The sequence below is a fragment of the Frigoribacterium sp. PhB160 genome (assembly GCF_003751785.1).
Classification (GTDB): Bacteria; Actinomycetota; Actinomycetes; order Actinomycetales; family Microbacteriaceae; genus Frigoribacterium.
Window position 1 is genome coordinate 869,444 of record NZ_RKIE01000001.1, and the last position, 13,776, is coordinate 883,219.

Here is a 13,776-nt window from a genome sequence, read left to right on the forward strand (position 1 = left end):
CCCCTGGAGTCGTCGTGAGCTTGATCGTGCAGAAATTCGGCGGGTCGTCCGTCGCCGACGCCGAGAGCATCAAGCGCGTCGCGAAGCGGATCGTCGAGACGCGCAAGGCCGGCAACGACGTCGTCGTGGCCGTGAGCGCCATGGGCGACACGACCGACGAGCTGCTCGACCTCGCGCACGAGGTCACCCCGCTGCCCGGCGGCCGCGAGCTCGACATGCTCCTCACCGCGGGGGAGCGCATCAGCATGGCGCTGCTGGCCATGGCGATCCGCAGCCAGGGCGTCGAGGCGCGGTCGTACACCGGCAGCCAGGCGGGCATGCTCACCGACGGCCAGCACGGCAAGGCCCGCATCGTCGACGTCACCCCCGGCCGCATCCGCGACGCGCTCGACGCCGGCTCGGTCGCCATCGTCGCGGGCTTCCAGGGCTTCAACCGCAGCACGGGCGACATCACCACCCTCGGCCGCGGCGGCTCCGACACGACGGCGGTGGCGCTCGCCGCGGCCCTCGGCGCCGACGTCTGCGAGATCTACACCGACGTCGACGGGGTCTTCACCGCCGACCCGCGCGTGGTGCCCAAGGCCCGCAAGCTCGACCGCATCACCAGCGAGGAGATGCTCGAGCTCGCCGCCGCCGGCTCGAAGGTGCTCTACATCCGTGCCGTCGAGTACGCCCGACGCCACGGCGTCACCCTGCACGTCCGCTCGTCGTTCCACAACGGCACGGGCACGTTGGTCGTCAACCCGGAAGAGGGAGAGAACGTGGAAGAACCCATCATCAGCGGCGTGGCCGGAGACCTCAGCGAGGGCAAGGTCACCGTCGTCGGCGTGCCCGACGTGCCCGGCAAGGCCGCGCAGATCTTCCGCACGGTCGCGAAGACCGGCGCGAACATCGACATGATCGTGCAGAACGTCTCCGCGGCGTCGACGAGCCGCACCGACATCTCGTTCACGCTGCCGAAGTCCGAGGGCGCGACCGTCCTTCAGGCCCTCGAGTCCGACCGGGCCGAGATCGGGTTCGAGTCGCTCCAGTACGACGACCAGATCGGCAAGCTCGCGCTCGTCGGCGCCGGCATGCGCACGAACGCCGGCGTCTCGGCGCGGCTGTTCACCGCCCTCTTCGAGGCGGGCATCAACATCGAGATGATCTCGACCAGCGAGATCCGCATCTCCGTCGTCACCCGGGCCGACACGCTCGCCGAGGCGCTCCGCGTCGTGCACACGGCGTTCGAGCTCGACGGCGACGTCGAGGCCGTCGTCTACGCCGGCACGGGTCGCTGACCCGCCCGCCCCGAACCCCACCAGCACAGGAGAACGACATGTCTGAAGGTCTGCGCGTCGGCGTGGTCGGCGCCACCGGCCAGGTCGGCAAGGTCATGCGGAAGCTGCTCGACGAGCGCGACTTCCCGATCGCCGAGATCCGCTTCTTCGCCACGGCGCGCTCGGCGGGCACGACGCTGCCCTTCCGCGGCGTCGACGTCGTCGTCGAGGACGTCGAGACGGCCGACCCGGCCGGCCTCGACATCGCCCTGTTCTCGGCCGGCGCGACCGGCAGCCGCGCCCAGGCCCCGCGCTTCGCCGCCGCGGGCGCGCTCGTCATCGACAACTCGAGCGCCTGGCGCATGGACCCCGAGGTGCCGCTCGTCGTCAGCGAGGTCAACCCGCAGGCGATCGACCAGGCCGTCAAGGGCATCGTCGCCAACCCCAACTGCACGACGATGGCCGCGATGCCGGTGCTCAAGGTGCTCGACGCCGAGGCGACCCTCCAGCGCCTGATCGTCAGCACGTACCAGGCCGTCAGCGGCAGCGGGCTCGCGGGTGCCGACGAGCTGCTCGGCCAGGCGCGCGCCGCGCTGGCCGGCGACGCGGCGGGCCTCGTCCACGACGGAGGCGCGGTGCAGATGCCGGAGCCCGCCGTCTACGTCCGTCCCATCGCCTTCGACGTCATCCCGCTCGCCGGCTCGATCGTCGACGACGGCCTCGACGAGACCGACGAGGAGAAGAAGCTCCGCAACGAGAGCCGCAAGATCCTCGAGCGGCCCGACCTGCTGGTCAGCGGCACCTGCGTGCGGGTGCCCGTGCTCACCGGCCACTCGCTGTCGATCAACGCCGAGTTCGCGACCGAGCTGACGGCCGCCCGTGCCCGCGAGCTGCTCGCCGACGCCCCGGGCGTCGTCCTCACCGACGTGCCGACCCCCCTCGAGGCGGCCGGCAAGGACCCGTCGTTCGTCGGCCGCGTCCGGCAAGACGAAGGAGTGCCCGGCAACCGCGGCATCGCCCTCTTCATCAGCAACGACAACCTCCGCAAGGGCGCCGCGCTGAACGCCGTCCAGATCGCCGAGATCGTCGCCGCCCGTCGGGGCGTCACCGCCTGACGACCGCGGGAGGCGCGGGTCGGCCCGCCCGCGCCACCCGCGTCCCCGGCGGGGTCGCCCGGTGGTCGCCGCGCCGGGTCGCTCGACGTCGAGCCGGTCCCGACCCGCCGACCCGCCGCGGCCTACACTGGGCGGGTGACCGATGCAACGAAGCCCGTCGACGTCGCCCTGATCGGTGCCGGCGTCATGAGCGCCACCCTGGGCGCGATGATCAAGCAGCTCGAGCCCACCTGGACCATCCAGATCTACGAGGCCCTCGGCGACGTCGCGCTCGAGTCGAGCAACCCGTGGAACAACGCGGGCACCGGCCACTCCGCCCTGTGCGAGCTGAACTACACGCCCGAGCGGGCCGACGGCACCATCGACACGGCCAGCGCCGTCAAGGTCAACGAGCAGTTCCAGGTGTCCCGGCAGTTCTGGTCGTTCCTCATCGCCGAGGGCGCCCTGCCGGAGCCCGAGGCCTTCATCAACTCCACGCCCCACATGAGCTTCGTCTGGGGCGAGCAGAACGTCGAGTACCTCCGCAAGCGCTACGAGGCGCTGCGCGTGCACCCGCTCTTCGCCGGGCTGGAGTTCAGCACCGACGCCGCCGAGATCCGCTCCTGGGCGCCCGTGCTCATCCCCGGCCGCTCGAAGTCGCAGCCGATCGCGGCGACGCGCATCGCCTCGGGGACGGACGTCGACTTCGGCAGCCTCACGCGCCTCCTGATCCGCGACCTCGAGTCGAGCGGCGCCCGCCTCGAGCTCGACCACCGCGTCACCAAGCTGACGAAGCTCGCCGACGGCACGTGGCGGGTCGGCATGCGTCGTCAGGTGGGCGGGACGCCCACGTCGGTCGACGCGCGCTTCGTCTTCGTCGGCGCCGGCGGGGGAGCGCTGCACCTGCTGCAGAAGTCGGGCATCGACGAGATCAGGGGATTCGGCGGGTTCCCCGTCAGCGGCGAGTTCCTCCGCACCGACGACCCCGCGGTCGTCGCCAAGCACCGGGCGAAGGTCTACGGCAAGGCCGCCGTCGGCTCTCCGCCCATGTCGGTGCCGCACCTCGACACGCGCGTCGTCGACGGCGAGGCCAGCCTGATGTTCGGCCCCTACGCGGGCTTCAGCCCGAAGTTCCTCAAGAACGGGTCGGTGCTCGACCTGTTCGCGTCGATCCGCCCGCACAACCTGTACCCGATGATCCGGGCCGGGCTGTCGAACCTCGGCCTCGTGAAGTACCTCGTCGGGCAGCTGATGGCGAGCAAGGAGACGAAGTTCGAGGCGCTGCGCGAGTTCATGCCCGACGCCGACCCGGCCGACTGGTACCGCATCACCGCGGGCCAGCGCGTGCAGGTCATCAAGAAAGACCCGAAGAGGGGCGGCGTGCTGCAGTTCGGCACCGAGGTCGTGGCCGCCGCCGACGGCACCATCGCGGGCCTGCTCGGTGCGTCGCCCGGCGCGTCGACGGCCGTGCCGATCATGCTCGACGTGCTCGAGCGCTGCTTCCCCGACCGCATCCCGGCGTGGACCCCGACCCTGCGGCGCATGGTCCCCACCTACGGGCAGCAGCTGGCGAGCGACGAGGAGCGCGCGGCGTCGACGCTCGGGGCGACGGCGGAGGCGCTGCGCATCCACGCCTGAGCCGCCGCCGGCCGGGGTCGGCTTGACGCCCGTTCGAACATGTGTTCGACTACGGGCATGAGATGGAGCGGACAGGCGACGGCCACGGTCGACGACTCGGCGCTGCCCGGGCTCGCGCGCCTCTCGAACCTGGTGGCGTCGGTGCAGACGCCCGAGTTCGCGGGCGTGACCTTCCACGAGATCCTCGCCAAGAGCGCGCTCAACCGCGTGCCCGGGGGCGACTCGGTGCTGCCCTTCGGCTGGACCATCAACCCCTACCGCGGCTGCAGCCACGCCTGCGTCTACTGCTTCGCACGGCCCACGCACGAGTACCTCGACCTCGACGGCGGCGACGACTTCGACCGCCAGATCGTCGTCAAGGTCAACGTCGCCGAGGTGCTCGCGCGTGAGCTGGCCCGCCCGTCGTGGCACCGCGACCCGGTGACGCTCGGCACGAACACCGACCCCTACCAGCGTGCGGAGGGCCGCTACCGGCTGATGCCCGGCATCATCTCGGCCCTGGCCGAGTCGGGCACGCCGTTCAGCATCCTCACGAAGGGCACCCTGCTGCGGCGCGACCTCCCGTTGCTGGTCGAGGCGGCCCAGCACGTCCCGGTCGACATCGCCCTGTCGATCGCCGTCCACGACGACGAGCTGCAGCAGTCGCTCGAGCCCGGCACGCCGACGACGGCGGCGCGGCTCGCGACGGTGCAGGCGGTCACCGAGGCCGGTCTCGACTGCACGGTCTTCATGATGCCGGTGCTGCCGCACCTCACCGACAGCACCGAGCACCTCCGCCGGGCGTTCGAGGCCGTGCGCGCCTCCGGGGCGACGCGGCTGCTGTACAGCGCCCTCCACCTCAAGCCCGGCGTGAAGGAGTGGTTCCTGGCCTGGCTCGAGCGCGAGCACCCCGAGCTCGAGGCGAGCTACCGGGGCCTCTACGGCCAGGGCGCCTACGCGCCGACGGGCTACCGCAAGTGGCTCGCCGCCCGGGTGCGGCCCCTGCTCGCCGAGTACGGCCTCGAGACGGGCCGTGCCGACCCGGCCACCGGGTCGATGCACTCGCGGGCGCTCGACGACGTGGCGGCGGCCCGTGACGTGCTCGGCCTGGGCCCCTCCGCCGTGCTCGCCGCGGGCGGCGGCACCGCCGTGACGGGGCCCGCCGGTCCGTCGCTCATCGCGGCCGAGCGCCCGGCCGGTGCCCGCGCGTCCCACCCCCGCCTCTTCTGACCGTCGGGGCACATCGTCCGGCGCGCCTGCCGAGGGTCGCCCACGGGGCGTGGGCGGCCGTGCGGGTGGCCCCAGATGTCGGGGTACAGAGGGGGTCCGTGTTCTGGCATGATCATGCTGCCAGTGCGTCGGAGGGAGGACCCAGAATGCTGCTCGGCCTCCCGGCGCACCTGGCTCCTCAGAGCACGGGCACGGCGCTCGCCCGCGCCTGCCACGTCATCGCGACGGTCGTGCTCGTCGGTGCCGCGCTGCTGCTGGTCAGCGCCCAGGCCGCGTCGCCCGCGCTCGTCCTGTGGCCGGCCCTGGTCGCCCTCGTGCCCCTCCTCGTCCTGCTCCTCGTGGTCGACCGGCGGCCCGGCGCCACGAGCTCGGCCGTCTACCTCGTGCTCGGCACGGCCTGTCTGTACTGGTACGCCGTGACGCTCTTCGCCCAGGTGCCCGCCGTGCAGGCCTCGGACGCCTTCTCGCTGGCCCTGCCCAAGATCGCCCTCGTCATGGTGGGCGGCAGCAGCGTCCGTCCTCGTCAGGGCCTCGCCTGGGCGTCCGTCGGCTTCGTCCTCGGCGAGGTCGTCACCCAGTTCGCGACCTGGCAGACCGGCTCCGCCCCGCGCCTCGACGTGACGACGCTGCTCGCGTTCGCGCTCGTCGTCGTGACCATGGGCTCCGCCGTGCTCGCGACGGACCGGGCCCGGCGTGCCCAGCCGAGCCTCCACCGGGCCGCCTTCGACCAGCAGGTGCAGGGCATCCGCCACGACATGGAGCAGCAGGCCGCCGCGATCCTCCACGACACCGTGCTGAGCCACCTCGCCGCGGTTGCCACGAGTCGTCCCGGCCCGCTCGACCCCGTGCTCGCCCGCTCGGTCGCCGCCGACCTCGAGACCGTCGTCGGCCAGGAGTGGCTGGGGGAGCCCGAGCCCGGCGACTCCCCGAGCGCGTCGGCGGACGCCTGGGAGGCCAGCGACCTCGCCCGCGCCGTCGAGCAGGGGCGCGACCGCGGCCTCGCCGTGGGCGTCACGGGCGACGTGGGCGCGGTCGCCCGCCTGGCGCCGGGCGCCGGCCGGGCCCTCGGCCTCGCGGTCGCCCAGTGCCTGGTGAACGTCGAGCGGCACAGCGGGGTCGAGCGGGCCGAGGTGGTCGTCTACGGCGACGGCGGCGAGCTCTCGGTCATGGTCATCGACGACGGCGCGGGCTTCGACCCGGCCGCCGTGCCGGCCGACCGGCTCGGCATCGCGGGCTCGGTGCAGGCCCGCATGGCCCGCGTGGGCGGCTCCGCGCAGGTCTGGTCGTCGCCCGGCAGCGGGACGTCGGTCATCATCCGGGTCCCCGTCGTCACGGCGGACGCCGCGGCGACGGCCTCGTCGCCCGCGGGCGCGCCCTCGTCCGCCGGGGCGGACGACCGCGACCGCGCGCTCGAGACCGGAGGCGCCGCGTGAGCGGCCGTGAACGGACGCCGCAGCAGGTCGACCCGTTGGGCGCCCTCAGCGCTCGCCCGGTGACGGTCCTCGCGGCCCTCGCCGCCCTCGTCTTCGCCGGCGTGATGACGACGACCACGCGCATGGAGATCGCGTCGCCCGGCGCGACGGCCGGTGCGATCGTGGCCCTCGTCGCCGCCGGCGTCGTGCTGGTGCTCTCGGCCAGCCCCTACCGGGCGCCGTTCCGCCGCCGGTCGCTCGTCGCGCTCAGCGTGCTCTCGGCCGGCGCCGTCGTGCTCTCCGCGGTCGGGACGGCGGGGCGCGACGCGTTCGTCCGCGACGACTGGCCGCCCGTCGCGGTCGGCGTGCTGCTGCTCGCGCTGGCCCCCTACCGGCCCGGCGTCGAGATCGCCCTCGCCGGGCTCGGCGTCGCGCTGGTGGTCGCGGTGGTCGTCGTGGTGCAGTCGCCGTCATTCGTGACGCCGGTGCCCGTGACCTCGTTCGTCGTCGTGGCCGTGACGCCGGTCCTGGCCCTCGCCTTCGCGGGCGCGGCCTTCTCGCGCACCTTCACGAGGCTCGTCGAGGAGTGGGACGCCCGAGCGTCGGTGGCCCGCAGCGCGAGCGCCGAGGAGCTGACCGAGAGCGTCGCCCGGTCGGTGCAGCAAGACCGGGTGACCGTGCTGAACCGCGACGTCGTCCCGTTCTTCACCTCGCTCGTGGCGTCGGGGACCGTCGAGGAGGCCGATGTCGAGCGGGCCCGTCGCATCGCCGACTCGCTCCGGTCGACGATGGTCGCCGAGGCCGACCGCAGCTGGCTCGAGCACCTCTTCGCCGGCGACGGGGCACCCGTCTCGGGCGTCGTGGTCGACCCGGACCGCCTCGCCCCGGCTATGACCGGCGAGCACCGGACCGCCGTCCGTGCGCTCCTCGTCGCCCTGGGCGCGAGCGACACGGTCCGGGCCGACGACGTGCAGGTCGTGCTCCGCGAGCGCGACGGTCGCGTCGACGGGGTCCTCAGCGTGCCGGTGGCCGGCGGCGAGGCGTCCGTGCGGCATGCGCTGGCCCCGTGGCTGGCCGTGCTGCGCGTCGTGTTCGGCGACCTCCAGGTCGACCCGTCCCCGCCCCTCCTGACACTAAGGTTTTCTTATGACCAGCACTGAGTCGAGCGGTCGCTCGTCCCTCCGACCGGGCCAGGGCAGGGCACCCGTCGACGCGTCGCGGAGCACTGCCGGCTCCGGTGACGACACGTCCGCCACGCGTCGCGTCCGCCTCGCCATCCTCGACGACCACGAGGTCCTGCTCGACAGCCTGTCCAGCTGGATCAACGTGAACGCCTACGACTTCGACCTCGTGCTGACGGCGCACACGTGGCTGCAGCTGGTGCACAGCGACAACTTCCCGACCGATCTGGTCTTCCTCGACTTCCAGCTGAGAGAGCCAGTGTCCATCGAGGCGCGCGTCCGCACCTGCCGGGCGGCCGGGGCGAAGGTCGTCGTGCTCTCCAGCCTCGACACGCGGGAGTCGCGCGAGCGGGCGCTCGACGCGGGCGCCTCGGCGTTCTTGTCGAAGTCGCTGCCGATGCGCGAGGTCATGGACGCGGCGCGTCAGGTCATGGGCGTCGCCCGCGACGCGTCGCCGCAGCGCGACTGGCGTCCCCTGCCCGTGGGCGCGACGAATCAGACCCGGCCGAAGCTCAGTGCCGGCGAGTCGGAGGCCTTCCGCCTCTACGTGTCGGGGTCGAGCACGAACGAGGTGGCGGCGCAGATGAACGTGCAGTACGAGACGGCGAAGACGTACCTCCGTCGCGTGCGGGAGAAGTACGCGAAGGCGAACCGTCCCGCGAGCAAGAAGTCCGAGCTCATCCGGCGGGCCGCCGAGGACGGCTACCTGCAGTAGTGGCGAAGCTCTACTTCCGCTACGGGGCGATGAACAGCGGCAAGAGCACGGCTCTGCTGCAGGCCGCGTACAACTACGAAGAGCGAGGGCAGCGGGTGCTGCTCGCCAAGCCGCGCGTCGACACGAAGGGCGACGACGCGATCGTCTCGCGGCTCGGCGTGACCCGGGCGGTCGACGTCACCTTCGGGCCCGACGACAGCGTGCTCGACGTGTTCTGCGCGCGGCGCCGCGAGGTGCTCGAGACGACCGGCAGCGACCTGGCGTGCCTCCTCGTCGACGAGGTGCAGTTCCTCGCGCCGAGCCAGGTCGACGACCTGCTGCGGATCGCCATCCTCGAGGGCGTGCCGGTGCTCGCCTACGGCATCCGGACCGACTTCCGCACCCTCGCGTTCCCGGGCAGTCGTCGGCTGCTCGAGGTCGCGCACTCGCTCGAGGAGCTCAAGACCATCTGCCGGTGCGGCCGCAAGGCGGTCTTCAACGCCCGCAAGGTCGGCGACCGGTTCGTGTTCGACGGCGACCAGGTGGCGATCGACGGCCTCGAGGTGACCTACGAGTCGCTCTGCGGCGCCTGCTACCTCGCCGAGTCCGCCGGCCGCCTCGCCTGACCGCCTCCGTGGGGCGGGCGGGGACCGCCCCACCAGAAAAGCACGAGAAGAAATGGCCGGACCCGAGGGTCCGGCCATTTCGGCGTGGGGCGGGCGGGGACCGCCCCACCAGACGAACACAAGAAAAAATGGCCGAACCCAATGGTCCGGCCATTTTGGCGTGGGGCGGGCGGGGACCGGCCCACCAGACAAACACAAGAAAAAATGGCCGAACCCAAGGGTCCGGCCATTTTTTCGTGTCGGGGTAGCGGGATTCGAACCCACGACCTCCTCGTCCCGAACGAGGCGCGCTACCAAGCTGCGCCACACCCCGTTGGTTCGTCCTGCCTCGCGGCCGGATGAAGCAACTCGTCAATAGTAGCGGATGCGAGGGGCCGCTCGTGCCACCGGCTCGACGTTCGTCGGGGCATGGCCGCGCGGCCCCGGGAGCGCGGCCGCCGTCGACGCGTCAGGACGTCAGGGTGAGGACGACGGCCTCCGGTCGGCAGTCGAAGCGCACGGGGGCGTAGATCGACGTGCCGAGCCCGGCGGAGATCTCGAGGTGGGCGGTGCGGCGAGCATGGCTCCACGTGCTGAGCCCGCTGACCTTGCTGCGGGGGATGTCGCAGTTGGTGACGAGTGCGCCGTAGCCCGGCACGCGGACCTGGCCGCCGTGGGTGTGGCCGCCGAAGATGACGTGGGCGCCGTTCGTCACGAACGAGTTGAGGACGCGCTGGTACGGCGCGTGGGTCACGCCGATCGAGAGCGGCTCGGGGCCCGTGCTGTCGTTCCAGCCCACGTTCTCGCGCAGGTCGTCGAGGGCGCCGGGGAGGCGGTCCAGGCGGTCCCAGCCGCGGTGGGCGTCGTTGACGCCGAACAGCTCCAGCCGGTTGCCCTTGACCTCGAGTGCGCGTGCGGTGTTGTTCAGGTCGATCCACCCGAGGCTCTCGTAGAACGACTCGAGGCGGCCGATGTCGAGGAGGTCGGGCGAGCGGTGGAGCGTGCTCGGCCCGGCGAAGTACCTCAGGGGACTCTTGAAGACCGGCCCGTAGTAGTCGTTCGACCCGTGCACGAACACGCCGGGCACGTCGCGGAAGGGCTCGAGCGCGTACTCGAGGGCGGTGTGGGCATCCGCGTGCCCCATGCTGTCGCCGGTGTTGACGACGAGGTCGGGCTCGTAGACGCTCAGGCCGCGCACCCACTCCTGCTTCTCCGACTGCCACGGGGCGAGGTGGAGGTCGGAGAGGTGCAGCACGGTCAGGGGCCGCGACCCCGGGTCGAGCACGGGCAGCACCTCGTGACGGACCGTGAAGCGGTTGCGCTCGACGAGCGTGCCCCAGGCCAGGGTCCCCAGGCCGACGGCCGCGCCCACCATGGTGGTCGCGGCCGTCAGCCGTCGAGCGTCGATCGGACTCACTGGCAGTCGCCCGGGTCGGTGCCGTCCTTCGTGCCGAACAGCGTCACCCCGATCGCGGTGTCCTTCGAGGCGGAGGCGTTCGCCCCGGGGTTCGTCGAGGCGACCCGGCACTCGTTCTTGCCGTCGCCGGCCGTGAACCCCGCGATCGTCGGGGCCGCCGTGAACCCGGCGTCGCTGATGGCCTTGGTCGCGTTCTTGACGTTCTGGCCGGTCACGTCGGGGACGGTCGTCGCGAGCGACCCGTCGCTCGTGTAGACCGTCACGGTCGAGCGCTTGGAGACCAACGTGCCGGCGGCCGGGTCGGAACCCGAGACCTGCCCTGCGGGCAGGGCGGACGGCTGCGTGCCGCCGTCACGGTAGCTGAGCGACACGCCTCGGAGCAGGCTCTGGGCGGCGCTGGGCGTGCTGCCCTCGAGCTTCGGCACGCTGACGCCCGAGCCGCGCAGCACGGCGTTGGAGGGCGTGGCGAAGGCGCCTCCGCCGAACACGGTGTTGTTGACCGTCTGCACCTCGCGGAAGAAGGCGCTCCGGGCGTTGGCGTAGGTGCCGTACGTGGACTGCAGGGGCGACGTGACCGTGCGGAGGCTCTTCTTGCCGCCGTCGTAGTTGCCCTGCCACACCGCGGTGGCGAGGCGGGTCGTCGCGCCGATGATCCAGATCTGGTCCTTGTCGTCGGTGGTGCCGGTCTTGCCGATCTCGGGGATGCCGTCGCGGGGGAGGCCGTTCGGGGCCGTTCCGCCACCGTTCCAGAGGCCGGACATGGCCCGGGCGGCGCCGGCGGCGACGTCAGGGTCGAGGGCCTGCGTGCAGGTCTGCGCCTGGCCGCCGATGTCGGTGCCGTTGCCGTCCTTGATGTTGTCGACGACGATCGGCTCGCAGTACTTGCCGCCGGCGGCGATGCCCGCGTACGCCGCGGCCATGGTCAGCGGAGCGACCTCGTTCGACCCGATGATCGACGTCGGGTTCTCGTACTGCAGGGGCTTGCCGTCGGCGCGGTGCACGCCCAGCTTCTCGGCGACGTTCTTGATGTCGGCGAGGTCGAGCTGGGTGGCCATGGCGGCGTAGGCCGTGTTCATCGACTTCGCCGTGGCGGAGGCGACGGACATGTAGCCGGGACGCTCGTTGGCGTCGTTCTTCGGCGTCCACTTGACCGTGGGGGCGCCGTCGGCCGTCAGCTGGAACGTGCGGGGCGTGGCGTTGACGGTCTGGTTGACGCCGTTGCCCTGCTCGAGCCAGTCGATCAGGGTGAAGGGCTTGTACGTCGAGCCGGGCTGGAAGCCGCCCGATCCGCCGTACTCCTGGTCGGTGCTGAAGTTCACCGACGTCTGGGTGCGGTCCTCGCCGGCGATCTCGGAGAAGGTGGTGTTCTGCGCCATGACGATGACGCGGCCGGTGCCGGCCTCGACCGAGTCGACGACCGAGCCGAGCTGCAGGCGGGTCTCGCCGGCGGGCGCGTAGCGGTCGATCTTCTCCTTGGCGCTGCCCGTCAGGTCGAGGTCGAGGGTCGTGAAGACGCTGTAGCCACCCGTGGCCCAGTTCTTCTCGCGCTCCTCCGGGCTGTCGCCGAGGACGGCGAGGTTCTTGATGTTCTTCTTGACGTAGTCGCAGAAGTACTGGGCGCCGGACGCCGTGACCGCGGCGCAGCCCTGCGTGGGCGCGGTCAGGTGCACGTAGCCGGCGATGTCCGAGGCGAGGGACGCCTCCGCCTGGGGCTGGTCGATGAAGCCCTCGGCGAGCATCGCCTTGATGATGACGTCGCGTCGGGCCTTGTTGCCCTCGTACTTCTCGGGCGTCGAGAGGTTGCGGGTGTCGGGGTACTGCACGATGGCGATGAGGCTCGCGGCCTCCTCGACGGTGAGGTCGGACGCGTTCTTGTTGAAGTAGTGCTGCGACGCCGCCTGCACGCCGTAGGTCTGGTCGCCGAAGTAGGCGATGTTGAGGTACGCGAGGAGGATCTCGTCCTTCGTGTACTTCTTCTCGAGGCCGATGGCGAACTTCATCTCCTCGAGCTTGCGGTCGAGGGTGGTCGTCGTGGCCTCTTTGTAGGCCGCGTCGCGCTCCTCCTGCGTGTCGAGCTGCTGCGACTGCGCGATGCGGATGTTGCGCACGAGCTGCATCGTCAGGGTCGAGCCGCCGCCGCTGGCGCCGAGCTCGCCGCCGCCGACCGAGCCGACGGCCGCGCGGACGAGCGACGTCACGTCGACGCCGCCGTGCTCGTAGAAGCGCCGGTCTTCTCCGGCGACGACCGCGTTCTTGAGGTTGTCGGAGACCTGCTCCCACTTCATCTCGACGCGGTTCTCGCTGTAGAGGGTGGCGAAGGGCACGTCTTGTCCGCCCTGCTTCGCGTACAGCGTGTTGCGCTGCTGCAGCTTGCCGATCTCGATGTACTCGGGGATCGACTCGAAGACGCCGATCGAGCTCGAGGCCGTCATGCCGGCGACCGCGATCGCCGGGGTCACTCCGATGGTGACGAGCAGGCCAGCGAGGACGCTGAAGCCGATGAAGCCGAAGAGCGCCCCGACGACGGACGTGGGCTTCGATTTTTGGGCAGACATAAGATCAGGGTAAGTGACACCGCTGACATCCGAGCTGAGGGGAACCACAAATGGTCCTTTGGGAGTACATGACCACGCCGCTGATGGTGCACAACAGCACGGCCATCCTGAACAACTGGGGCAGCGACGGGTGGGAGCTCGTCCAGGTGACGCAGGGGCCCGAGGGCGGCCCGGTCGCCTGGTTCAAGCGGGCGAAGCAGCAGGACGCCTGATGACCGACGTCGCCGCCCGCCTCGCCGAGCTCGACCTCGAGCTGCCCGAGGTGGCGGCCCCCGCCGGCGCCTACGTGCCGGCCGTCCGCACGGGCTCGTACGTCTACACCGCGGGGCAGCTGCCCTTCGTCGACGGCGTGCTGCCGGCGACGGGCAAGGTCGGCGCGAGCGCCGGCCTCGTGTCGCCCGACGACGCCAAGGCCATGGCCGCGACCTGCGTGCTCAACGCCCTCGCCGCGGCCGGCTCGGTCCTGGGCTCGCTCGACGAGGTCGTCCGCGTCGTGAAGGTGACGGGCTTCGTCGCCTCCGATCCGGGCTTCTCCGGCCAGCCCGGGGTGATCAACGGGGCCTCCGAGCTGCTCGGCGACGTCTTCGGCGAGGCCGGGCGCCATGCCCGCAGCGCCGTCGGCGTGGCCGTGTTGCCGCTCGACTCGCCCGTCGAGGTGGAGCTGGTGCTGGAGGTGCGCTGACGACGCGCACCGCGCCTCCTCGTCCCCTCC

Annotated in this window: 12 protein-coding genes and 1 tRNA gene; 10 read left to right on the top strand and 3 right to left on the bottom strand. The window is 71.8% G+C overall.

Going from position 1 to position 13,776, the window contains the following annotated elements; translation table 11 throughout:
* Nucleotides 1–14 precede the first annotated feature (14 nt).
* The 8 genes from EDF38_RS04145 (at nt 15) to EDF38_RS04180 (ending at nt 9,113) form a co-directional block, all read left to right on the top strand.
* Complete coding sequence (locus tag EDF38_RS04145; protein WP_123354101.1) at nt 15–1,280, top strand: aspartate kinase; 1,266 nt, start codon at nt 15–17, stop codon at nt 1,278–1,280.
* Nucleotides 1,281–1,318: 38 nt separating this feature from the next.
* On the top strand, nt 1,319–2,374 hold the full coding sequence (locus EDF38_RS04150) for an aspartate-semialdehyde dehydrogenase (RefSeq protein ID WP_123354102.1): 1,056 nt from the start codon (nt 1,319–1,321) through the stop codon (nt 2,372–2,374).
* Between the two features lie 186 nt (nt 2,375–2,560).
* A complete protein-coding gene (locus EDF38_RS04155) occupies nt 2,561–3,991 on the top strand; it encodes a malate:quinone oxidoreductase (RefSeq protein ID WP_233572339.1) in 1,431 nt (476 codons plus the stop codon).
* Between the two features lie 57 nt (nt 3,992–4,048).
* Nucleotides 4,049–5,200: an Rv2578c family radical SAM protein gene (locus EDF38_RS04160; protein WP_123354104.1), complete on the top strand. Its 1,152-nt coding sequence runs from the start codon at nt 4,049–4,051 to the stop codon at nt 5,198–5,200.
* Nucleotides 5,201–5,346: 146 nt separating this feature from the next.
* Nucleotides 5,347–6,633: a sensor histidine kinase gene (locus EDF38_RS04165; RefSeq protein WP_123354105.1), complete on the top strand. Its 1,287-nt coding sequence runs from the start codon at nt 5,347–5,349 to the stop codon at nt 6,631–6,633.
* Nucleotides 6,630–7,772: a hypothetical protein gene (locus EDF38_RS04170; protein WP_148061443.1), complete on the top strand. Its 1,143-nt coding sequence runs from the start codon at nt 6,630–6,632 to the stop codon at nt 7,770–7,772. Before EDF38_RS04165 ends, EDF38_RS04170 begins: the two co-directional genes overlap by 4 nt.
* Entirely contained in the window at nt 7,759–8,508 is a 750-nt protein-coding gene (locus EDF38_RS04175; protein WP_123354107.1) for a response regulator, read from the top strand. Before EDF38_RS04170 ends, EDF38_RS04175 begins: the two co-directional genes overlap by 14 nt.
* Complete coding sequence (locus tag EDF38_RS04180; RefSeq protein WP_123354108.1) at nt 8,508–9,113, top strand: thymidine kinase; 606 nt, start codon at nt 8,508–8,510, stop codon at nt 9,111–9,113. Before EDF38_RS04175 ends, EDF38_RS04180 begins: the two co-directional genes overlap by 1 nt.
* Nucleotides 9,114–9,352: 239 nt before the next feature.
* Here EDF38_RS04180 and EDF38_RS04185 read toward each other — a convergent pair.
* From EDF38_RS04185 to EDF38_RS04195, 3 genes are all read right to left on the bottom strand, one after another.
* Nucleotides 9,353–9,426: transfer RNA gene (locus tag EDF38_RS04185), tRNA-Pro, on the bottom strand.
* Nucleotides 9,427–9,561: 135 nt separating this feature from the next.
* Nucleotides 9,562–10,467 (bottom strand): metallophosphoesterase, encoded by a 906-nt coding sequence (locus EDF38_RS04190; RefSeq protein ID WP_123355015.1) that lies wholly within the window; start codon nt 10,465–10,467, stop codon nt 9,562–9,564.
* 38 nt (nt 10,468–10,505) lie between these two features.
* Entirely contained in the window at nt 10,506–13,064 is a 2,559-nt protein-coding gene (locus EDF38_RS04195) for a transglycosylase domain-containing protein (protein ID WP_123354109.1), read from the bottom strand.
* Nucleotides 13,065–13,114: 50 nt separating this feature from the next.
* On the opposite strand from EDF38_RS04195, the gene EDF38_RS16030 reads away from it, so the two are divergent.
* Together EDF38_RS16030 and EDF38_RS04200 are read left to right on the top strand one after the other, a co-directional pair.
* Nucleotides 13,115–13,276: a hypothetical protein gene (locus tag EDF38_RS16030; protein ID WP_199734580.1), complete on the top strand. Its 162-nt coding sequence runs from the start codon at nt 13,115–13,117 to the stop codon at nt 13,274–13,276.
* Nucleotides 13,276–13,746 carry a RidA family protein gene (locus EDF38_RS04200; RefSeq protein WP_123354110.1) on the top strand — a complete coding sequence of 157 codons (471 nt, stop codon included), beginning with the start codon at nt 13,276–13,278 and terminating at the stop codon, nt 13,744–13,746. The genes EDF38_RS16030 and EDF38_RS04200 overlap by 1 nt, the downstream gene beginning before the upstream one ends.
* Nucleotides 13,747–13,776: the final 30 nt, after the last annotated feature.